The 21,490-nt window shown below is 65.1% G+C and carries 17 protein-coding genes; 3 read left to right on the top strand and 14 right to left on the bottom strand.

Annotated elements, in window-relative coordinates; translation table 11 throughout:
- The first annotated feature begins 27 nt into the window (after positions 1–27).
- Positions 28–1,203, top strand: coding sequence for an MFS transporter (locus VKS22_14205; protein HLW71763.1), 1,176 nt, complete (start codon positions 28–30; stop codon positions 1,201–1,203).
- A gap of 20 nt (positions 1,204–1,223) precedes the next feature.
- Here the strand turns inward: VKS22_14205 and ftsZ are convergent, their stop codons facing one another.
- The 14 genes from ftsZ to mraZ form a co-directional block, all read right to left on the bottom strand.
- On the bottom strand, positions 1,224–2,507 hold the full coding sequence (ftsZ, locus tag VKS22_14200) for a cell division protein FtsZ (GenBank protein ID HLW71762.1): 1,284 nt from the start codon (positions 2,505–2,507) through the stop codon (positions 1,224–1,226).
- A 67-nt stretch (positions 2,508–2,574) separates the two neighbouring features.
- Positions 2,575–3,804, bottom strand: a complete 1,230-nt coding sequence (ftsA, locus tag VKS22_14195) for a cell division protein FtsA (GenBank protein HLW71761.1) — start codon at positions 3,802–3,804, stop codon at positions 2,575–2,577.
- The gene (locus VKS22_14190; GenBank protein ID HLW71760.1) at positions 3,801–4,502 is read right to left on the bottom strand and encodes a hypothetical protein; all 702 of its coding nucleotides are present in this window, start codon (positions 4,500–4,502) and stop codon (positions 3,801–3,803) included. Before VKS22_14190 ends, ftsA begins: the two co-directional genes overlap by 4 nt.
- Before the next feature lie 59 nt (positions 4,503–4,561).
- Entirely contained in the window at positions 4,562–5,464 is a 903-nt protein-coding gene (gene murB, locus VKS22_14185) for a UDP-N-acetylmuramate dehydrogenase (GenBank protein HLW71759.1), read from the bottom strand.
- Positions 5,451–6,869: a UDP-N-acetylmuramate--L-alanine ligase gene (gene murC / locus VKS22_14180; protein HLW71758.1), complete on the bottom strand. Its 1,419-nt coding sequence runs from the start codon at positions 6,867–6,869 to the stop codon at positions 5,451–5,453. The genes murB and murC overlap by 14 nt, the downstream gene beginning before the upstream one ends.
- Entirely contained in the window at positions 6,869–7,954 is a 1,086-nt protein-coding gene (gene murG, locus VKS22_14175; GenBank protein ID HLW71757.1) for an undecaprenyldiphospho-muramoylpentapeptide beta-N-acetylglucosaminyltransferase, read from the bottom strand. The genes murC and murG overlap by 1 nt, the downstream gene beginning before the upstream one ends.
- Positions 7,951–9,090, bottom strand: a complete 1,140-nt coding sequence (gene ftsW / locus VKS22_14170; protein ID HLW71756.1) for a putative lipid II flippase FtsW — start codon at positions 9,088–9,090, stop codon at positions 7,951–7,953. Before ftsW ends, murG begins: the two co-directional genes overlap by 4 nt.
- Positions 9,053–10,387, bottom strand: a complete 1,335-nt coding sequence (gene murD / locus VKS22_14165) for a UDP-N-acetylmuramoyl-L-alanine--D-glutamate ligase (protein HLW71755.1) — start codon at positions 10,385–10,387, stop codon at positions 9,053–9,055. Before murD ends, ftsW begins: the two co-directional genes overlap by 38 nt.
- A 15-nt stretch (positions 10,388–10,402) precedes the next feature.
- Complete coding sequence (mraY, locus tag VKS22_14160) at positions 10,403–11,482, bottom strand: phospho-N-acetylmuramoyl-pentapeptide-transferase (protein HLW71754.1); 1,080 nt, start codon at positions 11,480–11,482, stop codon at positions 10,403–10,405.
- A 27-nt stretch (positions 11,483–11,509) separates the two neighbouring features.
- Positions 11,510–13,024: a UDP-N-acetylmuramoyl-L-alanyl-D-glutamate--2,6-diaminopimelate ligase gene (locus VKS22_14155; GenBank protein HLW71753.1), complete on the bottom strand. Its 1,515-nt coding sequence runs from the start codon at positions 13,022–13,024 to the stop codon at positions 11,510–11,512.
- Positions 13,021–15,087: a penicillin-binding protein gene (locus tag VKS22_14150; protein HLW71752.1), complete on the bottom strand. Its 2,067-nt coding sequence runs from the start codon at positions 15,085–15,087 to the stop codon at positions 13,021–13,023. The genes VKS22_14155 and VKS22_14150 overlap by 4 nt, the downstream gene beginning before the upstream one ends.
- A gap of 5 nt (positions 15,088–15,092) precedes the next feature.
- A complete protein-coding gene (locus VKS22_14145; protein ID HLW71751.1) occupies positions 15,093–15,401 on the bottom strand; it encodes a hypothetical protein in 309 nt (102 codons plus the stop codon).
- Positions 15,377–16,273 (bottom strand): 16S rRNA (cytosine(1402)-N(4))-methyltransferase RsmH, encoded by an 897-nt coding sequence (rsmH, locus tag VKS22_14140; GenBank protein HLW71750.1) that lies wholly within the window; start codon positions 16,271–16,273, stop codon positions 15,377–15,379. Before rsmH ends, VKS22_14145 begins: the two co-directional genes overlap by 25 nt.
- 27 nt (positions 16,274–16,300) lie before the next feature.
- On the bottom strand, positions 16,301–16,753 hold the full coding sequence (gene mraZ / locus VKS22_14135) for a division/cell wall cluster transcriptional repressor MraZ (protein HLW71749.1): 453 nt from the start codon (positions 16,751–16,753) through the stop codon (positions 16,301–16,303).
- 331 nt (positions 16,754–17,084) lie between these two features.
- On the opposite strand from mraZ, the gene VKS22_14130 reads away from it, so the two are divergent.
- Together VKS22_14130 and VKS22_14125 are read left to right on the top strand one after the other, a co-directional pair.
- A complete protein-coding gene (locus VKS22_14130) occupies positions 17,085–20,270 on the top strand; it encodes an efflux RND transporter permease subunit (protein ID HLW71748.1) in 3,186 nt (1,061 codons plus the stop codon).
- A 19-nt stretch (positions 20,271–20,289) separates the two neighbouring features.
- Positions 20,290–21,441, top strand: a complete 1,152-nt coding sequence (locus VKS22_14125; protein HLW71747.1) for an efflux RND transporter periplasmic adaptor subunit — start codon at positions 20,290–20,292, stop codon at positions 21,439–21,441.
- Positions 21,442–21,490: the final 49 nt, after the last annotated feature.

Genomic DNA, 21,490 nt, shown 5'->3' with positions numbered 1-21,490 from the left:
CCACAGACAAATCGCGCAAAAATTGCGGTGGGTAGCGTCTCGCACGATTCACTGCGCGGCTGGCGGATTGTCGCGAGCAGCTTCCTCGCGACGTTCACGGTCTTCGGCATCGTTTATAGCTTCGGCGCTTTCTTTCGGCCGATGGCCACTGAATTCGGCGCCAGCCGCGAAACCACCTCCGCGATATTTGCGATAACCGCCTTCATCTACTTCATGCTGGGGCCGCTTACGGGCCATCTCTCTGATCGCCTCGGCCCGCGGCCGATTGTCGCTTTCGGTGCGCTCGCGATGGCTGCGGGACTGATCGCCACCACCTTCATCGCGCGTCTACAAATGGCCTATCTTACCTATGGTCTGGGCGTAGGCGCCGGCGTGGCCTGCTGCTACGTGCCGCTGGTCTCTGGGGTCAGCGGATGGTTCACGCGGCGGCGCAACACTGCTCTGGGGATTGCGGTCTCGGGCATCGGCGCGGGTACGTTGGCGATTCCGCCCTTGAGCGCGGAATTGATCGGACGTTGGGGCTGGCGCGACGCCGACCTCGGACTCGGAGTGGCTGCGGCGGTGCTGCTGATGATCTGCGCCGCGCTCGCCGAGCGCCCGCCGCATCAGCCCGCAATCGCATCGTTCCACATCGGCCCGCAATTGCGCACGCCGAATTTCGTGATGCTCTATCTGGCCGGGATGCTCTGGACGATCGCCACCGCCGTGCCCTTTGTTTTTCTGACGCCGTATGCCGAGGGCCATGGCATCGGCAGGGTCAGCGCCGCCGCGTTAGTCAGCTTGATCGGTCTCGCGAGCACGGTCGGACGTCTGGGCCTCGGCACGCTCGGCGACCGCATCGGCCTCATCCACCTTTACCGGCTCTGTATCCTGTCCCTGGGCTTGAGCTTCTCGATCTGGTTCGTCGCCGATTCATATCTGATGCTCGCAATCTTTGCCCTGGTGATGGGCGCGAGCTATGGCGGCGCAGTCACGCTGACCCCGGCCGTGATGGCCGAGCTGTTCGGCACGCGCGGCCTTGGTGTGATGCTCGGCACGCTCTATACCAGCAGCGCGATCGGCACGCTGCTGGGTCCGCCGCTCTGCGGGGCGATCGTTGATCGCACCGGCAGCTACTCGACGGCCATCGCGCTCACCGGCGGGGTCACTATCGTTGGCTGCCTGTTACTCACGCGGCTGCGTCCGGCTTCTTCCTACGCCTGATCGTCGGCGCGGCCCGTGACTCAGGCGCCGGGCTTGCGCAGAAAGGCCGGGATGTCCAGCTTGTCGTCGCTCTCCAGCAGCTCGGTCTGACCGACCTTCGTCGGCCCGCCGCGATTCTCGTCCGCGCGCCGCTTGAAGGTCGGGATATCGAGCACGCTGTCGTCCACGAGCAATCCCAACTTGCGCACCGGCTTGCCGTTGAATGGCTGATTCTGCGCCGGCGGCGGTGGCGGCATCAACGGCGGCTGCGGCTGCACCGGATCGATCGGCCGCGTCGGCGCGGCCATTATCGGCGTCGTTACCGCCGTGCCCGAAGACGAGTAACGCGCGGCGTGACGTTCGAGTTGGCGCTCGCCGAAGCCGGTCGCGATCACCGTGACATGCAGCTCGTTCGAGAGCTTCTCATCGATCACCGCGCCGAAGATGATATTGGCGTCCTCATGCGCTTCTTCTTGGATCAGGCTGGCCGCCTCATTGACCTCGTAGAGCGACATGTCGGAACCGCCCGTGACGTTGATCAGCAGGCCGCGCGCCCCTTTGATCGAAACATCTTCGAGCAGCGGACTCGAAATCGCGCGCTGCGCCGCCTCGACCGCGCGGTTCTCGCCCGAGGCCCGCGCCGCGCCCATCATCGCCATGCCCATCTCGGCCATGATCGAGCGGACGTCGGCGAAATCGAGATTGATTAGCCCGTGGACCGTCACCAGTTCCGAGATCCCGCGCACGGCCTGCAGCAGCACGTCGTCGGCCTTCTCGAAGGCTTCCTTCAGCGAGGTGGTGCGGCTCGCGATCGAGAGCAGCCGCTGATTCGGAATCGTGATCAGCGTATCCACGGCATTCTTGAGCTCGCGCAGACCGTCGTCGGCCTGCCCCATCCGCTTGCGCCCCTCGAACTGGAAGGGCTTGGTCACCACGCCGACCGTCAACGCGCCGCTTTCGCGCGCCAGCCGCGCAATTACCGGCGCCGAGCCCGTGCCGGTGCCGCCACCCATCCCGGCGGTCACGAAGACCATCTCCGCGTCGCCCAGCACCGCGCGCAGGTTGTCCTCGTCCTCGAGCGCAGCCTTGCGCCCGATTTCGGGATTGCCGCCGGTCCCGCGCCCCTTCGTCAGGAGCTGGCCGATCTGCATCCGCAGCGGCGCGGTATTGACGGCCAGCGCCTGCGAATCCGTATTCACTGAGACAAAATCCACGTTGCGCAGACCTGCGGCGATCATGTGATTCACCGCGTTGCCGCCGCATCCGCCCGCACCGATAACTTTGATCCGCGCACCGACGTCGGCGCTTTCAACTAACTCGATCATCACTGCCTCTCCTCCGCCCCCTCCTCCGAATTGGTTCTGCCCGGCCGGCGATCTTGCGATAGCGCGGCTAAAAAAAATCCCTCATCCAATCGCCCATGCGGCTGCGGATACGCCCCCAGCGTCCGTGCCGCATGGCGCCATTGCCATTGACGCGGCCATTCGCGCGCCCGTTCGCCGCCTGCATCAGCAGTCCCGCCGCCGTCGTGTACATCGGCTTCATCAACTGCTCCGGGATGCCCTTCAAATTGATCGGCAAGCCGCGCCGCACCGGCATCCCGAAGACCCGCTCGGCGAGCTCCTGCGTCCCCTCGAGCAGCGCCGTCCCGCCCACCAGCACTACGCCTGAGCCCAGGCTGTCGCAGGCGCCCGAGCGGATCAGCTCACGCTGCGCCATCGCCAGGATCTCCTCCATGCGCGGCTCGATAATCTCTCCTAGCAGGCGCCGCGCGATCATCTGCGGATCACGCCCGCCGACGCCCGGGACCTGCACCAGCTCATCGCGGCCGACCACCTGGTTGGTCGCTGCGCCATGATTGATTTTGAGCCGCTCGGCCTCCAGCATCGGCGTGCGCAGGCCCGCGGCGATATCGCTGGTCAGATGATTTCCGCCAATCGGCAGCACCGCCGTATGCATCACCGCGCTGTTGTGAAAAACCACGACCCCGGTCGTGCCGCCGCCGATATCGATCAGCGCCACACCCAGTTCGCGCTCCTCGGGAAACAGCGCCGCGTCGGCCGACGCCAGCGGCTCGAACATCAGCTCCAGCGGCGTGATCGAGGCCCGCTCGCAACACTTGATCAGATTCTGGCCGTAGCTCTGCGCCGCGGTGACCAGATGAATCCGCGCCTCGAGCCGCACCCCGGCCATGCCCAGCGGATCGCGCACGCCCTCCTGGTCATCCACCGCGTATTGCTGCGGCAGCAGATGCAGCACTTCGCGATCGAGCGGTATCGCCACCGCGCGCGCCGCATCGATCACCCGTTCGCGGTCGCGCACGCTGACCTCGCCGCCGCGCACGGCGACGATCCCGTGGCTGTTGAAGCCGCGAATATGCGCGCCCGCCACGCCGACCACCGCGCCGCCGATCTTCACCCCGGCGGCGCGCGCCGCCTCCTCGGTGGCCGCACGGATCGCATCGACGGTCGCCTCGATATTGACCACGACCCCTTTGCGCAAGCCGGTGCAGGGCGCGACGCCGTAACCCAGCACCGCGAGCGCGCCGTCGGCCGCGGCCTCGCCGATCAGCGCGCAGACCTTGCTCGTGCCGACGTCAACTCCGCTGAGTGTATTTCTCATCGGTTCGCCGCGGCCTCCGCCAAGGGTTTGGTCGAGCCGCGCCGCAGCCTAGTAAAGGTTAATCGCCCGCGCGCGGAGTTTGCAGGCGGGACCGGCGCTATCACGCCGGCGCGCACGCGCACCACCGCCTGATCCGCAACCGTCAGATCGAGCGCGGCAATCAGATCGCGACGGCTGCGCCACAGCGCGAGAATTTGCGCCGCCCGTTCGAGCTCGACTCCGCTATTCCCCAGATCGATCGCGACCGGAATCGCCGGCCGCTCGAGATAGAGCGTAGCTTCCGTGCCGACCCCAACGCGCAGCTCGGAAACCGTCAGCCCCAGCGCCGCCTCCGCCTCCACCATCACGCGGGCGTACTCGAGCAATTGCGGCGCAGCCGCGTTGGCCCCCGGCCCGCTGATAATCGCCAGGTCGTTCTCCGTCGTCGGCGAGACCGGTCCGCGTAAGCCGCCGGCCGCGTCCAACGCGTAAAAGCCGTCGCCGCGCTCGATTAGCGCGATTGCGTCCTGCTCACCGCGCAGCGCCGCCGCCGCGCCGGTTACTTCCGGCCGGTTTGCCGACAATCGCGGCATCGCTCGCAGCAGCGCCTCGACCCGCTGCGCCAGCGAACGGCCGCTCCGGCTCAGACCAGCGAAAACGCCGAGCGCAAAAAATGCGCAGAGCGCGATTCCTGCCAACCGCCAGCTCCAGTCCGCCACTGGTTTAGTTCTTTTCCGCTTCCCCGCCGCCACCGCCGCCGTCTCCCCGCACCCCTACCTCACCATTCGCCCACCAGCCTGACTTCCGGCTCCAGCGTCACCCCGGCGCTCGCTTGCACCCGCTCACGCGCGAGTTCGATCAGCGCCCGCACTTCGCCTGCACTCGCCCCACCCAGATTTACGATAAAGTTCGCGTGTTGATCGGAGAAAGCCGCGCGGCCCATGCGCTCGCCCTTAAGACCTGCAGCTTCGAGCAGGCGCCCGGCGAACCTGCCCGGCGGATTTTTGAAGATCGATCCCGCGTTGGGCGCGTTGCGCGGCTGACGGCTGACACGCTTTGCATGGATCTCGCTGACCCGCGCGCGCAAGCTCGACGGCTCACCGGCGGCCAGCCGAAAATCCACTGCCGCGATCACAAATCGCGCCGGTAGAGCGGTGCGCCGATAGGCGAAGCCCACTTCGTCCGGGCTTAAACTCCGCGACTCCCCACTCGCCTCGACCCCATGCACTGCGACGACCACGCGCGCCATCTCGCCACCGAACGCCCCGGCGTTCATCACCAGGCCGCCTCCGACTGAACCGGGGATGCCCTCGCCGAATTCGAGGCCGGCCAGTCCGTGCTGGACGGTTAGCTCCGCCAGGTCGGCGAATTGCGCCGCCGCGCCGGCGCGAACCTCAAGGCCGTTGAATTCAATCCGCGAAAAGCCGCGGCCGAGTTTCAGCACCAGACCGCGAATTCCGCGATCGCTGACCAGCAAGTTGGTGCCGGAACCCAAACAGAAACAGGGCACGGAATGCCGATCAGCGAGGGCCATCGCCGCCGCCAACTCGGCCGCGTCCTCGACCAGGAGAAAGCGGTCGGCCGGCCCGCCAATCTGAAAAGAGGTCAACTCGGCCAACCGATAGTTGGCGCGCAGCCGCGCCCCGAAGCGTTCGCTTAGCTCGCGCTCAAGCCCGCTCATCGGGTTTCTCCGTTTCGCCGAGCATTGACAGGACGCGCTCGCCCAGACGGTAAATGTCGCCCGCCCCGAGCGTCACAATCAGATCGCTCGGGGCCGACTCGGCGACGACCTTGAGCGCGCCATCGGCCTCGTCGCCGAGGTAGCGCACATCCAGATGGCCACGCGCGCGAATCGCCTCGCACAAGCGCCGCCCCGAAATCTCCGCCAGCGGCTCTTCGCCCGCGCCGTAAACCTCGTCCACGTAGAGCACGTCAGCGTCATCGAAGGCCTTCACGAAGTCGTCGAACAGATCGCGCAGCCGGCTATAGCGATGAGGTTGAAAAACCACGACCGCCCGCCGCTTGAAAGCGGCCCGCGCCGCCGCCAGCGTCGCCCGCACTTCAGCCGGATGATGCGCATAATCGTCGAGCACAATCCGCCCGGCCGCCTCACCCTTGATTTCGAAGCGCCGCGCGATCCCGCCAAATTTTCCCAGCGCCGCCGCCGCCACCGCGAACTCGACACCCAGCTCGTGCGCGACCGCGATCGCGGCCAGCGCATTCATCGCCACGTGATGGCCGGGGGACGGAATCGTCACCGCGCCCAGCGCCACACCCTTGCGCACCACCGTGAAACTGGTCGAAAGGCCGTCGATCCGGATTTGCTCGGCGCGCAGATCGGCGTCCGCCGCCACGCCATACGTCACCAGCGGTTTGCGCACCGCGTCGAGCAGCCCGCGCACGTTGACGCTGTCGAGCCCCAGCACCACCGCGCCGTGAAACGGCACCCGATTGATAAAGTTGAGATAGGCTTCGCGCACGCGCTCCATCGTGCCGTAATGGTCCATGTGCTCGGGATCGATATTCGTCACCACCGACACCGTCGGCGCGAGCAACAGAAACGAGGCGTCACTCTCATCGGCCTCGGCCACCATGAACTCGCCGCGGCCGAGGCGCACGTTGGCTTCCTGCGCGCGCAGTTTGCCGCCGACCGCAACGGTCGGATCCAGTCCGGCTTCTTCAAGGATCAACCCAATCAGTGAAGTCGTCGTGGTCTTGCCGTGAGTCCCCGCCACCGCGATTCCGACGCGCGCCATCCGCAGCAGCTCGCCGAGCATCTCGGCGCGCGGAATCACTGGAATCTTTTTTGCCCGCGCCGCCGCCACTTCCGGATTCGAAAACTTCACTGCCGACGAGATAACCACGGCGTCCAGCTCCTCGCCGAGATGGCTCGGATGATGTCCGTACGCGATCGCGATCCCCAGCGCGCTCAGCCGCGTCGTCACCGCGGTTTGCTTGACGTCGCAGCCGCTGACGCCGAAGCCCAGGCGCTGGCACAACTCGGCGATGCCGCTCATGCCCGCGCCGCCGATCCCGACGAAATGCAGCCGGCGCTTGCGCTCGAGCAATCTGCTGCTGCCGCTCATCACGCGGACCTTCCAGCCTGCGCCGCTTTGACGCAAATCTGTGCGATCGCCTGCGCCGCACGCGGCATCGCCGCGGCCGCCGCGCGCTGGCCCATCGCCGCCAGCGCGGCGCGGTCCGCCGTCAGTTCGAGTAACACTTTGGCCAGATTTTCGCCTAATTGTTCATCGTCGCGCACGATCCGCGCCGCGCCCAGGCGCTCGAGCACTCGCGCATTCAACTCCTGCTGGCGGTCGCGATGGAACGGATACGGCACAAACACCGCGGGCCGGCCCGCCAGCGCCATCTCAGAGACCGTCATTGCCCCAGAGCGCGCGATCACAAGATCCGCTGACGCCAGCGCCGCGGCCATATCGTCGATAAATGGCGTCACCTGAGCCGACCATCCGAGCCTGCCATAGCCCTCCGCTATCGCCTTCGCATCCATTTCGCCGGTTTGATGGATAAGATCAAACTTTATAACACCTTTTGCCGAAATTTGGAAGGCTTTCAGGACGCCAATGTTGAGCCGATGCGCCCCGCTCGATCCGCCTAAAACAAGGATTTGAAGTGGGCCCGAGTGTCCGAGGTGAGCCTCCGGGCGCGATTCAAAGCGTACCGGATTGCCGGTAACCGCGACTTTTCCGGGCGCGAAATCCGCCGTCGACTCGGCAAACCCGACACAAATCTTCTTGGCGAACCGCCACAGGAGCCGGTTCGCAAGCCCCGGCCGGGTGTTCTGCTCAAGCAGCACCAGCGGCGTGCGGGTTAAAATCGCCGCGACGGCGACCGGCGCCGAGGCGTAGCCCCCGGCCCCCACTACCAGGTCGGCCCCCGCGCGGCGGATCAATCGCCACGCGTGGCCGACCGCCGCCGCAAACTCGCCGAGCGCGCGCATTCGCGTCAGCTGGCCCTTGCCGGTCCACCCGCGCACCTGCAGCAGCTCGTGCGGCAGACCGTGGCGCGGCAGCCAGCGCGCCTCCAGCCCGTTGCTCGCGCCGACATAGAGAATCTCATTCGCCGGAGACTGGCGCTTGAGTTCCTCGCCGACCGCGACGGCGGGAAAGAGATGACCACCGGTGCCACCGCCTGCGATAATCACTTTCATCGCACCGCCGGCCGCCGCGACAGGGCCAGCAGCGCGCCCAGCGCCGCCAGCGTCATCACGGTCGAAGTTCCGCCATAGCTCAGAAACGGCAGCGGCAGCCCCTTGGTCGGCACCAAGCCGATCACCACCGCCATATTGATCAGCGCCTGCAGCGTCAGCAGCACCGTCAGCCCGATCGTCAGCAGGCTCGCGAAACCATCTGGCTCGTCATGCGCGATACGCATCCCGCGAATCAGGATCATCGTGAAAAGCGCCAGGACGGCCGCGGCGCCGATCAGACCGAGGTCTTCCGTCACCACGGCAAAGACGAAATCCGTATGCGCCGCGGGCAGGTAAAACATCTTTTGCCGTCCGCCGCCCAGACCCTGGCCCCAGATACCGCCTGCGCCCAGCGCCATAAACGACTGCATGAGCTGAAAGCCGGCGTCTTGCGCCGTCCGCCACGGATCCATGAATCCGGCCAATCGCCTTAATCTGTACGGTTTTACTACTACGAGTATAGCCAATACGGCCAGCGCGCCGCCGCCCGCCAGCGCCAGATGCTTGAGGCGCGCGCCCGCCGCAAACAGCATCGCAAACAGGATCAGCGCGATCATCACCGTTGCGCCGAAGTCCGGCTGCCGCAGCGTCATCAGCGCGAGCGGCGTCACGATCGCGAAGGCCGGCAGAGCGCCTTCAGCGAAGGTCGTCATCCGTTCTTGCCGCCGCTCGAGCAGCGCCGCCAGGAAAAACACCAGAGCGAATTTGACCAGCTCCGACGGTTCCGCGAGCACCGGTCCCAGCCGCACCCAGCGCCGTGCGCCGCCGCGAACTACGCCCAGCCCCGGGATCCAGATCATGATCAACAGCGCGATCGCGATCAGCCCAAGCGGCATCACCAGACGCCGCAGTCCAACGAGCGAAAGCTGCGAGAGCACCAGCCCGATCGCCAGCCCCGCCGCGATATGCACCAGATGCAGCCTGAAGTAATGGAAGCCGTCTCCGGTCTTCGCCTCACCGAGAAAATAAGTCGTGTCGAGCGCCATCAACAGGCCGAGCACCAGCAGCGCTCCCGCCGGGACCGCGAGCCACGGATCGGGGCAGCGCGGCGTCAGCCGCTCAAAGCGCCCGAACCAGCTCCTGATATATCCGTCCACGTTCCGCATAATCCTTGAATTGATCGAAACTCGAGCAGGCCGGCGACAACAACACCGTGTCCCCCGCGACGGCCTCCCGCACCGCGATCGCTACCGCCTCAGCCAATGTCTCGACGGCTGTGATCGCCGTCGCACCGCTGAGCGCTTCCCGCATTTTCTCTCGCGCCGCGCCAATCAGGATGACGAGTCTGACCTTGTCCTTGAGCGCCGCGCGGAGCGGCGCATAGCTGCCGCCTTTGTCGACGCCGCCCGCGATCAGCACGACCGGCCCGGCGACGGCATTGAGCGCCTCGATCACCGCGCCGACATTGGTGCCTTTGGAATCGTCAACGTAGCGGACGCCCGCGCGCTCGCGCACGAATTCGTGGCGATGCGGCAGTCCCTTGAAGTCCGCCAGCGCCGCTTCGATCACGGCCGACGGAATTTCCATCGCGAGCGCGGCTGCGCTCGCCGCCATCGCATTGAGACGATTGTGCGGCCCCGGCAGGCGAAAGTCTTTCAGACTGATCGCCCCGCGCCGCACCCGGCCATCTAATTCGATGTCGAATTTGATCTGGTCCGCGTCGCACCAGACCGCCGCTCCCGCCGCCGGCCGTTCGTGGCCAAAGCTCAGCACCCGCGCCTGCAAACCCTTTGCGAGCGCCCACACGTGCGGATCGTCGCGATTCAGGATCGCCCAATCGCCTGCGTTCTGATTCGCGAAAATTCGCGCCTTGGCGGCGCCGTATTCGCCAAGACTGCGATAGCGATCTAGATGATCGGCGGAGAGATTCAGATGCGCCGCAACGTGCGGCTTGAACTGCGCGATCGTCTCGAGCTGATAGCTCGAAACCTCGGCGACCACCACCGCAAAGTCGCCCTCCATCGCAGCCACGAGCGGCGTGCCGAGATTGCCGCCGACAAAAGTCTTGAGTCCGGCGCGCGTGAAAATTTCCCCGATCAGCGTCGTCACCGTGCTCTTGCCGTTGGTCCCGGTCACCGCGACAATCGGCGCCGTGACGAAGCGCGCGGCTAGCTCGAGCTCGCCGATCACCGCGATCCGCGCCGCCGCCGCCGCACGCATCAGCGTCGACCCCGGCGCCACGCCGGGGCTCGCCACGACGAGCTCGACGCCGTCGAGCCACGACGCCGTCTCCGCCCCCAGTCGCAGGTCGCCCGCAGGCAACTGCGCGGACGGGAAATCCTCGCGCTGATCGGTCATGATCAGCCGCGCGCCGCGCGCCGCGAGAAATTGCGCCGCCGCGCTCCCGCTGACACCCAGCCCGATCACCATCACCCGTTTATCCTTCAGCTCCACTGTGCTGCAAAATAACTATCGGAGTTTCAGCGTACTCAGCGCGACCAGCGCGCAGACGATCGAGATGATCCAGAAGCGCACGACCACCACCGTCTCGGGCCAGCCCGCCAGCTCGAAATGATGGTGAATCGGCGCCATCCGGAAAATCCGCTGATGGGTGAGCTTGTAGTAGTAGCGTTGCATAATCACTGAGACCGCTTCGAGCACGAAGATGCCGCCTGCGATCGGCAGCAGCATCTCCTGCTTCGCCAGCAGCGCCACCGTGCCCAGCGCCCCGCCGAGCGCGAGCGCACCGACATCGCCCATCATCATCGAGGCCGGATAGGCGTTGTACCAGAGGAAGCCCATCGACGCCGCGATCAGCGCCGCGCAGAAGATCGCGATCTCGCCGGCGCCCTCCACGTGCGGCACGTCGAGATAGCGCGCGAACTTCAGATTGCCCGCGACATAAGTGAAGACCCAGTAGCAGAAGCTGGTCGTCATCACCGGACCGATCGCGAGACCGTCGAGCCCGTCGGTCAGGTTGACCGCGTTCGAGCAACCGACGATCACGACCGCGGCCAGCGGCACGTAAACCCAGATCGGCAAAAACGGATGGAGCCGTTTGAGAAATGGAAAGTTGAGCGTGCGGTTGAAGGCCATCAGGCCGAAGAGCACGGCGGCGGCAACGAGCGCGCAGCCGAACTGCGCGACCAGTTTCTGCGGACCGCTTAGTCCGCGGCCGCGTCCGCGCTTGAGCTTGAGATAGTCATCGGCAAAGCCGATCGCGCCGAAGCTCACCGTCACAAACAACGCGATCCAGACGTAGGCGTCGCGCGGATCGGCCAGCAACAGCGTCGCCGCCAGGCATGAAGCAACGATCAGCAGGCCGCCCATCGTTGGCGTCCCGGCCTTTTTCCGATGGCCCTGCGGAACTTCCTCGCGAATCGTCTGGCCAATCCCGGCCGAACGAAAGCGCCGAATCAGCAGCGGTCCCAGCGCCAATGACAGGGCGAGCGCGGTCAACCCCGCAAGCACCGAGCGAAACGTCTCGTAACGCAAAACGTTGAACGCCGGAAAGCGCACGTGCAGCGGATACAACCACAGGTATAGCATCGTGCGGCTCTGCCTTTGGCCCGGCGCTCACGGCCTTGCGGCGATCAACTCGCGCACCACGGCGCGATCGTCGAAGTCTAAGCGCTTGTCGCCGACGAGCTGGTAATCTTCGTGGCCCTTGCCCGCGATCACCACGGTGTCCCTCGGCCTCGCGAGGCGGAGCGCGATCGCAATCGCTTCCCGCCGCTCGGGTTCGAAAATGTAACCGGCGCCGTTGCGCGCCGCGGCCTCATCGATCCGTTTCAGCGCCGTCGCCGCGAGGCCGGTCTCGATCTCTGCCATGATCCGGCCCGGCGCTTCGCTGCGCGGATTATCGGAGGTCAGAATCACGAGGTCGGCCAGGCGGCCGGCAATCGCGCCCATGAGCGGACGCTTGCCACGATCGCGATCGCCGCCGCAGCCGAAGACGCAAACCAGCCGCCGCGGCCCGAGCGCGCGCAGGGTTGCCAGCACCGCCGCCAACGCGTCCGGCTTGTGCGCATAATCGACCAGCACCTTGACCCCGGGCGGCCCGCCGACCGCCTCCAGCCTGCCGGGGGCCCCCGGGCATCGCCGCACCCCCTCCGCCACCGCCGCCACCTCGATACCCAGGGCCACCGACACGGCGGAGGCCCCGAGAATGTTGCGCAGATTGATCTCACCCAGCATCGGCGAAGCGATTACAAAGCGCCGTCCACAGGCCTCGATCGTCGCGTGAATCCCGTCGGCGCCGAACTTCGCGTCGAGCGCACGCACGTCGCGCTCCGCGCCGAGTCCGAAACTCAGTTTCGCCGTCGGCGTCGCGTCGATCACCGCCGCGCCGCAGGGGTCGTCGCCATTAACCACGGCGATCGGATCGGGATGACGGCTGCGCGGCAGAATTTCGCTGAACAGCCGCAGCTTCGCCGCGAAATAGTTCTCGGCGTTGTGATGATAATCCAGATGGTCGCGCCCGAGATTGGTGAACAGGGCGGCGCGAAAACTCAGTTCCTCGACCCGCCCCTCGGCCAGTCCAATCGAGGAGATCTCAGCCGCAGCCGCGCGCGTTCCCTGGTCTCTCATCGTCGCCAGCGCACTTTCGAAGTCGATCGATTCGGGAGTCGTCAGGCCGCTGTAAAGCTTTTGCGCGCCGATGAAAATGCCGATCGTGCCGAGTATCCCCGCGGAGAGTCCCGCCGCTTCAAAGATCGCTTTGAGCAAATAGGTCGTCGTGGTCTTGCCGCTGGTGCCGGTTACACCTATCAGATCGAGGCTTCGGCTGGGTGCGCCAAAAAAACGCGACGCCGCCACACCCATCAGCTGGCGCGGATGAGCGCATTCAATAATAGTCGCCGCGGAGCGCGCGCCGCCGCCAGCCCAATCCCGCACCACCACTGCGCGCGCTCCGCGGTTCAATGCCTCCTCAGCATAAGCTTGCGCGGCCGCCGGCTCGCGCGTCGTTGCAAAGAATAGCTCGCCGGCCGTAACCCGCCGCGAATCATAGGCCAATCCGCGGATCTCCGGGTCGCGATCGCCCGCCACCCACCGCGATTCCCCACCGGCGATCAACGCTGACAACTTCATCGGCGCCTCCGTGACGCGAGCTCGCTTGCGGCGCGGACGCTGCGCTGCGCACGCAATCGCATAGAAGATGTCTCGGCGGCGTCGGCCAACACCAGTTTCATCGCACTACCGACCGGTAGTCCTGGCGCCGGCGTTTGCGCCGTCACGTATCCTGCGCCCTCGATCTCCGGATTGAGGCTTTCGGCGCGCGCCAGCGCCAGCGCGCCGCGCAGACTTAGACCGAGGAAATTCGGCGTCAGCCCGCTCGCCGCGGCGCGGCCCGCGCGCGCGGTTTGAAATTGATCATCGGAACCGCTCGCAGACGATCGGTCCGGTGCATCTTTACGCGCATCCTCGAACGCACCATCGAGATTGCCCGGCAACGGCAGAATACTCGCCAGCGTCGTGGCGGGCCGCTCCGGCTCAACGTCAAGATGCCCTAGCGCAGCCGTGGCAATCTGGCTGAAGATAGGTGCGGCATAGAGTCCGCCGAAATGACGGTCAGGCACGTCGTAGAGCACCACCAGGATGACCAAGCGCGGATCCTTCGCCGGGACAAAGCCGACAAACGAAGCAACCAGGCGGTTCTGGTAGTATGCGCCGGTCGCAGGATTCACCATCTGCGCCGTGCCAGTCTTGCCGGCGACCGTGAAATTCGCCACCTGCGCGAGCCGGCCGGTGCCGTCGGGCGCGCTGACCACGTTGCGCAGGAGATCATTCATCGTATGCGCCGCGGCCGGCGACACCGCCCGACGCAAAACCTGCGGCGTATGGCGCAAAGTACCCGACGCGTCGGTGATCGACTTCACGACATACGGACGCATCACCACGCCGCCATTGGCGATCGCGGCGTAGGCCACGGCGAGCTGAATCGGGGTCACCCCGATCCCCTGGCCAAAGCCGTGATCGGCGAGATCAACCGGACGCCAATGCGCGGGCGAGCGAATTAAACCTGCGCTCTCACCGGGCAGATCGATTCCGCTCCGGCGGCCGATTCCGAAAGCCTGCAGCCCCGCGTAATAGCGCTCGGCGCCGAGTGTCCGCGCGATCTTCGCGGCGCCGATATTCGACGATACTTCGACAATGCCGGCGAGATCCAGCCAGCCATGGGGACTGTCGTCATGAATCGTCTTGCCGCCGAACTGCCATGCCCCGTTCTCGCAGTAGAACTGCTGCCGCGTGTCGATGGCATGATCGTCAAGCGCAATCGCGCCGAGCAGTCCCTTCACAGTCGAGCCCGGCTCGAAGGCGTCCTCGACCGCGGCGTCGTGGAGCCGCTCACCATCACGCGCGGGATCGGCGCTCGCGCCGGCCAGCGCGAGCACTTCGCCGGTAAAAGGGTCGAGCACGATCGCGGTGCCGTGACGCGCGCCACTGCTGCGCACCTCTGCTCGCAGCGAGTTCTCCGCATCGGCTTGGATAGCAGCGTCGATCGTCAACTCCAGGCGCGCGCCGGGCCGCGCGCTGCTGAGCTCAACCGGCGAATCAAAGATCGGATGGTTATGCGCATCGTGGTAGAAGCGCAGCTTAACGGCCTCGCCGCGCACCACCCGATCGTATTGGAGTTCGAGGCCGGAGAGCCCCTGACCGTCCAGCCCCGCCTGACCAACCACCGCCGCGGCCAGGGAACCCTCCGGATAAGCCCTTACGTTCTCGGGCGCTAAACTGACGCCCGCAAGATGGAGTCCTTCGATTTCATCGGCCTGCGCGCTCTCTAAACGGCGCGACAGCCATACAAACGGCGCCGGACTCTTGAGCCGCGCTTCCAGGGCGTCGGCATCCACTCCAAGCGCCGCGGCCAGGCGCGCGCGCTCTGCGCTCGTGCTCTTTTCCAGCAGCTGGCGCGGCCGTACGTACGCCGAGCGGCAGGGCTGCATCGAGGCCAGCAGTCTGCCGTTGCGATCGACGATATCGCCGCGCACGGCGGCCAGCTCGAGTTCTCCGCTCTGCTCGTTCGTCGCCATCGAGGCCAACCGCGGCCCGTCGATCAAAACCAGCATCATGAGGCGGACGGCGACCACCGCGAGCATCGCCCCGAGTGCCGCCGTCAGGACGCCAATCCGCGCGCGCCGCTGTTTGAACACCGCATTCATGGCATCGTCGTGACGTGACCGGCCGCCGGCGGCCCCAGTCCGTCCTGCGCGGCGATCGCGCGCAGCCGCTCGTGTGACCCGAGTTCCGCTACCTCCAGCCGCAGGCGCCGGTTGCGTTCTTCCAGGTCCCGCTGTTCGTCACGCAGGGCCGAAAGCCGCAGCCCTTCCTGCGTCACTTCGAGCCGCGCCATCAGCGCGGCGAAGCCCGCGACCACCGCCGCGAGTCCCAGAATCGCCGGCCACCAGCGCGACGCCTTGACCGTCAGCGGCGGCCGTCGTTTCAGCCGAGCGTTTTCTCGAGGCATCGTAAGCGTGCGCTCCGCGCGCGCCGATTGCGCGCGATCTCTGCCGCGGCCGGACGCACCGCCCGCCGTGTGATCAGTGCGAAGCCGGCCGCGCCGGCGAGTTCGCGAAAACGCTGCTTGACCGGCCGATCCTCCAGCGAGTGATAGGCCATTACGATCATGCGGCCGCCCGCGGTCAGGCGCGCCGGCCCCGCTGCGAGCAGCGCCGTCAGGTTCGCGCTCTCGTCGTTGACGGCGATGCGCAAGGCCTGAAAAGTTCGCGTCGCCGGATTGATCCCGCCGTGCCGTCGCCCGCCCATCACCCCTTCGATCGCGGCGCGCAGCTCCCCGGTGGTTTCGAGCGGCCGCCGCCGTCGCGCCGCGACGAGCGCCCGCGCAATCCGCCGCGCATGACGCTCCTCGCCGTAAGTCTGGATCAAGCGGGCGATTTCATCCTCGCTCTCTTCGTTCACCAGGTCATAGGCGCGCAGCGGCTGGCGATCGTCCATCCGCATGTCAAGCGGTCCCTCCGCAGCAAAGCTGAAACCACGCGCGGGATCGTTCAGAGCAAAACTGCTCATCCCGAGGTCGGCGACGATCGCGCCGACCGCCGGCGTCCCGACATGATCGAGGATCGCCGACAACTCAGCGAAATTGCCCCGATGGAGACTCGCGCGCGCACCGAAACGCTCGAGGCGGCGCGCCGCAACCTGCAGCGCGCCGCAATCCCGATCGAGGCCTATCAGATGAGCTCCGGTCGCTTCCAAAAGCGCCTCGGCATGGCCGCCCGTCCCCACCGTCGCGTCGACCACGACCAGCGGATTACAAGCGCGCACGAGTCCCACCACCTCCGCCACCATCACCGCCACATGCTCGGGACCCGCCGCGCTCAAAACCTTTGCCTCTTGCAACTGCACCGACTACAAACCCAACTTGCTGAACATCCCCGGGTTACTGATCAACTCTTCTTCCGTCTGTTGCAGCACGCGTCGCAGCGCCGCCCGATCCCACAGCGCGAAATGATCGAGCTGGCCCGTGAACGTCACCTCGCGATCCAACCGCGCAAACTCGCGCAAATCCGGCGGAATTAAAATCCGCCCCTGCTTGTCCAACTCGACCTCATGCGCACCGCCGATATAGAAAATCCGAAAGCGTTGGACGTCGGGATCGAAACGCTCCTTATTCTCGACGCGGTCAATCAGCCGCATCCATTCGCTGTGCGAGTACAAGGCCAGACAGCGCTCGTGCGCGTAAAGATGATTTGTGATATAAGGAAAGTTGTGGTCATCGGACCTAAATACGTCGCGAAACCTGACCGGAAGAGTGATCCGCCCTTTTTCGTCCAAAGCAAGGTCATGTCTTCCACTGAGCACCACTTTTCTCCGCCAGACCCCACTACTTTCCACTTTGTCCAGTAACAGGTCAAGAGAAAGCTCATCCCAAAGGCGGTCACGGAATGTCTATTGCCAGCTTCGTGACGAAATAAAAGCGAAATTACAACATAATACTCTAATCCGACCAATTCTGACCGAGCGTTACGGCTACTGAAGTTTCTCAGAAAGATTATTTCGATAGGTACTGAACAGATTCCGGGAACTTGCCGAGGCGTTGAAGCTGGCCTATTTTAGGCCGACCGATCCGCTTCCTTATCGAGTCGTGCGGCGGGTCCGCATCCGTAAGTAGTCGAGAAGTAGTAGTTCCGATATGTGGATCGTCCGTTTTGGGCTCCGCCGCCCCCTGTCAGTCGCAGTGATGGTGCTGCTGATGACCGTGCTGGGCGGTCTGTCCTTCACGCGAATGAATGTGGACATCTTTCCCGCGATCGATATGCCGGTTGTGATTATGGTCTGGGGCTACCCGGGCCTCTCGGCGATTGACATGGAGCGGCGCGTCGTGATCATCAGCGAGCGCGCCACCGCGAGCGTGGTCAACGATATTGAGCACATGGAGTCGGAGTCGATCGCGGGGGTGGGCCTGATCAAGGTCTATTTCCATCCGGGCAACACGACCGCCTCCGGCATCGCCCAGATGGCGGCGCTGTCGCAATCGCTGCTGCAGATTTTCCCGCCGGGGATGCAGGCGCCGAATATCGTCGATTACAACGCCGCCAATGTGCCGGTGGCTCAGCTTAATGTCTCGAGCGAGACGCTGTCGGAGCAAAAGCTCTTCGATTACGGCCTCAATTTTATTCGCGTGCGGCTCTACAGTATCGCGGGCATCTCGGTGCCGTCGCCCTTTGGCGGGCGCAATCGCGCAATCATGGTGAACCTGCATCCGGCGCAGCTTTACGCCAACGGGCTGTCGGCGCAGGACGTCGGCAATGCGCTGAACGCGACGAACGTGATTATTCCGGCGGGTTCAGTCAAGATCGGTAATCGCGAGTACCGGGTCGAGTTAAATGGCAGCCCGGATAAGGTGGCGAGCTTTGACCAGTTGCCGCTCAAGGTCGTCAACGGCACGCCGGTGCTGCTCGGCGATGTCGCGCCGGTAACCGATTCGCACCTGGTGCAGACCAACGTCGTCCGCATCGACGGCAAGCGCGCCACCTACCTGCCGATCTTCAAGCACGCGGCGGCCTCGACGCTCAGCGTGATCGATAGCGTGCGCAATATGATTCCGCTGATCCTCGAGACCGCGCCCAAGGGGATGAAGCTCAAGCTCGCGTTCGACCAATCGGTGTTTGTGCGCGCGGCGCTGTGGGGAGTCGTCCGCGAGGCGACCCTGGCGGCCGCGCTGGTCGCCCTGATGATCTTGATATTTTTGGGCTCGCCGCGCAGCATGTTTATCGTCGTACTGTCGATCCCGTTGTCGATTTTGACCGCGATCGTCGGGCTCAAGCTCTCGGGACAATCGATCAACATCATGACGCTGGGCGGGCTGGCGCTGGCGGTCGGGATGCTGGTGGACGACGCGACAGTCGAGATCGAGAACATCCATCGCCATCACGCGATGCACAAACCGCTACTGGTGGCGATCCTCGACAGTTCACGCGAAATCGCCTCGCCGGCCTTCATCGGCACGCTGGCGATCTGCATCGTATTTTTTCCGGTGGTGCTGCTCTACGGAGTCGCGCGCTTTCTCTTCACGCCGCTCGCGCTGGCGGTGGTCTACGCGATGCTGACGTCGTATCTGCTGTCGCGCACGCTGGTGCCTTCGATGACGCGCTACCTGATCCCCGAGAATCATGCGGAGCGGGCGGTGAGCGGGCGGTGGTCGCGCTTTGCCGCGAGTTTCGAGCGCGGCTTCGAGCGTTTCGCCGACGGCTATCGCGATCTGCTCGGCATGTTCATCGCGCGGCGGACCTTCTCGCTGGTGTGCGCAGCGATCGTGGTGGGCTTGTCACTGATCCTGTTTTCCACGGTCGGCGAGGATTTCTTCCCGCGCGTCGACGCCGGCATGATGAAGATGCATCTGCGGGCGCCCTCGGGAACCCGCGTCGAGCAGACGGAAGTGGTCGTCGATCAGCTCGAGCGGGCCGTGCGCCGGATCGTGCCGCCGGGCGAACTCGATCAGATCAGCGACAATATCGGGCTGCCCACCTTCGCTTACGTGCTGGCCTTCTATCAGACCGACAGTACCGGGCCGCAGGATGCGGATATTCTGATTTCGCTCAAGCCCAAGCATCATTCGATCTTCGGTTATCAGAATCAGATTCGGCGGATGGTGGAGCGAGATTTCCCAGGCGTCGAGGTTTATTTTCAGGCGCCCGATATCGTGAGCCAGGTTTTGAATTTCGGCCTCTCGGCGCCGATCGACGCGCAGATTTCCGGACAAAACCTCGATCAAAATTATGATTACGGCCGCATGCTGCAGGACGCGATGCAGCTTATTCCGGGCCTGACCGACGTGCGGATCGCGCAGGTGCTCGATTATCCGACGTTGACGGTTAAAGTAGATCGCGCCAAGGCCCTCGAGCTGGGCATTGATCAACGATCGCTGGCGTCGAGCCTGCTGACCTCACTCGCCACCAACGCGATTATCGCGCCCAACTATTTTCTCGATACAAAAAATGGGGTCAATTACAGTGTGCTCGAACAGGTGCCACAACATCTGATCGACTCGGTGCAGGCGCTGGGCGCGACGCCGCTGACGCCCGCCAACCTCGACGGCGCGGCGGTGACGCCGCAGTTGCTGGCGAATGTCGCGACCGTGCGACAGGGCGTCGAACCGGCAATCGTGAATCACTATGACGTGCAGCGGGTGATCGACGTTGATGCCGGCGTCGAGGGGCGCGACCTTGGCGGCGCCTCGACCGCGGTGCAGTCGGCGATTAATCGCCTGGGCCAACTGCCGCCCGGCATGCGGATCATAATTCGCGGGCAGAGCCAGGCGATGCACGAATCCTTCGGCTCACTCGGACTCGGGATCATCGTCGCGATTATCCTGGTTTACGTCTTGATGGTGGCGAATTTCCAATCGTGGCTCGAGCCGTTTGTGATCATGCTGGCCGTGCCCGGCACGATCGCCGGCGTGCTCTGGATGCTGACCCTCACCGGCACAACGATCAATGTTGAATCACTGATGGGCATGATCATGGCGGTGGGCGTGGGCGTCGCCAACGGCAATCTGATCATAATTTTCGCCAATGAATTGCGCGAGCAGGGTTACTCGCCGGTCGCGGCGGCGGTGATGGCGGGACGGACGCGGTTGCGCCCGGTAATCATGACGGCGCTGGCGATGATTCTCGGGATGCTGCCGATGGCGCTGGCGCTGGGCGAGGGCGGCGAACAGAATGCGCCGCTGGGCCGCGCGGTGATCGGCGGGCTGATTGTCGCGACCCTGATGACGTTGTTCGTGGTGCCGGCGGTGTACTCGATCTTCGGCCGCAACGTGAAAGGCAAGCATCAGCGCGACGCCGAAATCGAAGCGATCACGATGCCGGGAGCATAAGCGGAGCAGTTTCCAAGCGATGTCCGAACCAATTAGTGGCGATCTGAAGAACTACCAGCCACACCAACCGGGCCGTTTCTATCTGGCCGGCTGGATCATCCTGATCATCGTCGTGCTCTGCGCCACGATCGGGTTGATCCTCGTGCACGGCTCGCGCCTGCGGGGAGAAACTGCTGACCGCGCGAACGAACTCGCGCTCGGGCCGCGCGTGCTGGTCGCGCAGGTGGGGCAGGCGCCGCAGACGCGCACCCTCGAACTGCCGGGGACGATTCACGGCTTTATCGAGACGCCGGTCTATGCGAAGGTCGCCGGCTACCTCAAATCGATCAAGGTGGACAAGGGCGATCGCGTTCATACGGGCGAGTTGCTGGCGACTCTCGAATCACCTGAACTCGATCATCAGGTCGCCAATGCAATCGCGACTTACCGGCTCGCGCAAGTCACCGATCGGCGCAACCAGGAACTGCTGCGCAGCGGCGTAATCGCACGACAGACCGCCGACGAGACACACGCGAATCTGCTCGAGACCAAGGCCACGCTGGATCAATTGGCCGCGACGCGAGATTACGAGCAGATTCGCGCGCCGATGGACGGCGTGGTGACGGCGCGCTACGTCGATCCGGGCGCGCTGATTCCGCAATCGACCGCGCCGACCAGCGCGAATACCGCGCTAATCGCGTTGGCGACGTTGTCGCCGCTGCGAATTTACGCCGACGTGCCGCAGAGCGTCGCACCCTTCGTCAAAGACGGCGACGCGGCCACAATCACGGTGACGGAATATCCCGGGCGGGTCTTTGAGGGCAACGTCACGCGCCATCCGCAGGCGCTCACCAGCGCGACGCGCACGATGCTGATCGAGGTCGATCTGCCCAACGACGACCACGCGCTGCTGCCCGGGATGTACGCCAAGCTGAATTTTCGCGCGACGGTGCCGGAAGGGCCGCCGCTGGTGCCCGACGACGCGCTGGTGTTTCGCGACGGCAAACCTTTCGTCCCGTTGGTCCAGGACAACCGTTTGCGGCTCGCCGCGGTAGCGCTCGGCTATGACGACGGGATCAACGTCGAAGTGACCAAGGGCGTGGCCGCGCAGGACCTGGTCGCGTTGAACGTCGGACAGGCGGCGCGCGACGGCGAACCGGTCCGTCCGATGACCGCGGAGCAGGCGCAGTAGCGCGGCCGACGGCGAATCCGTCCAAAGCAGGCACTGCGGACGCTAGCGT

It is taken from the genome of Candidatus Binataceae bacterium (assembly GCA_035308025.1).
Lineage (GTDB): Bacteria > Desulfobacterota > Binatia > Binatales > Binataceae > JAJPHI01.
The sequence above is the reverse complement of the archived record's forward strand: the minus strand, read 5'-3'. Positions and strand labels throughout refer to the sequence as shown.

Coding starts and splice junctions, on each gene's coding strand:
- ftsZ (HLW71762.1), bottom strand. CDS start 2,507: ATGATCGAGTTAGTTGAAAGCGCCGACGTCGGTGCGCGGATCAAAGTT.
- ftsA (HLW71761.1), bottom strand. CDS start 3,804: ATGAGAAATACACTCAGCGGAGTTGACGTCGGCACGAGCAAGGTCTGC.
- mraY (HLW71754.1), bottom strand. CDS start 11,482: ATGCTATACCTGTGGTTGTATCCGCTGCACGTGCGCTTTCCGGCGTTC.
- murC (HLW71758.1), bottom strand. CDS start 6,869: ATGAGCGGCAGCAGCAGATTGCTCGAGCGCAAGCGCCGGCTGCATTTC.
- VKS22_14155 (HLW71753.1), bottom strand. CDS start 13,024: ATGAAGTTGTCAGCGTTGATCGCCGGTGGGGAATCGCGGTGGGTGGCG.
- murG (HLW71757.1), bottom strand. CDS start 7,954: ATGAAAGTGATTATCGCAGGCGGTGGCACCGGTGGTCATCTCTTTCCC.
- VKS22_14145 (HLW71751.1), bottom strand. CDS start 15,401: ATGCCTCGAGAAAACGCTCGGCTGAAACGACGGCCGCCGCTGACGGTC.
- VKS22_14125 (HLW71747.1), top strand. CDS start 20,290: ATGTCCGAACCAATTAGTGGCGATCTGAAGAACTACCAGCCACACCAA.
- VKS22_14130 (HLW71748.1), top strand. CDS start 17,085: ATGTGGATCGTCCGTTTTGGGCTCCGCCGCCCCCTGTCAGTCGCAGTG.
- murB (HLW71759.1), bottom strand. CDS start 5,464: ATGAGCGGGCTTGAGCGCGAGCTAAGCGAACGCTTCGGGGCGCGGCTG.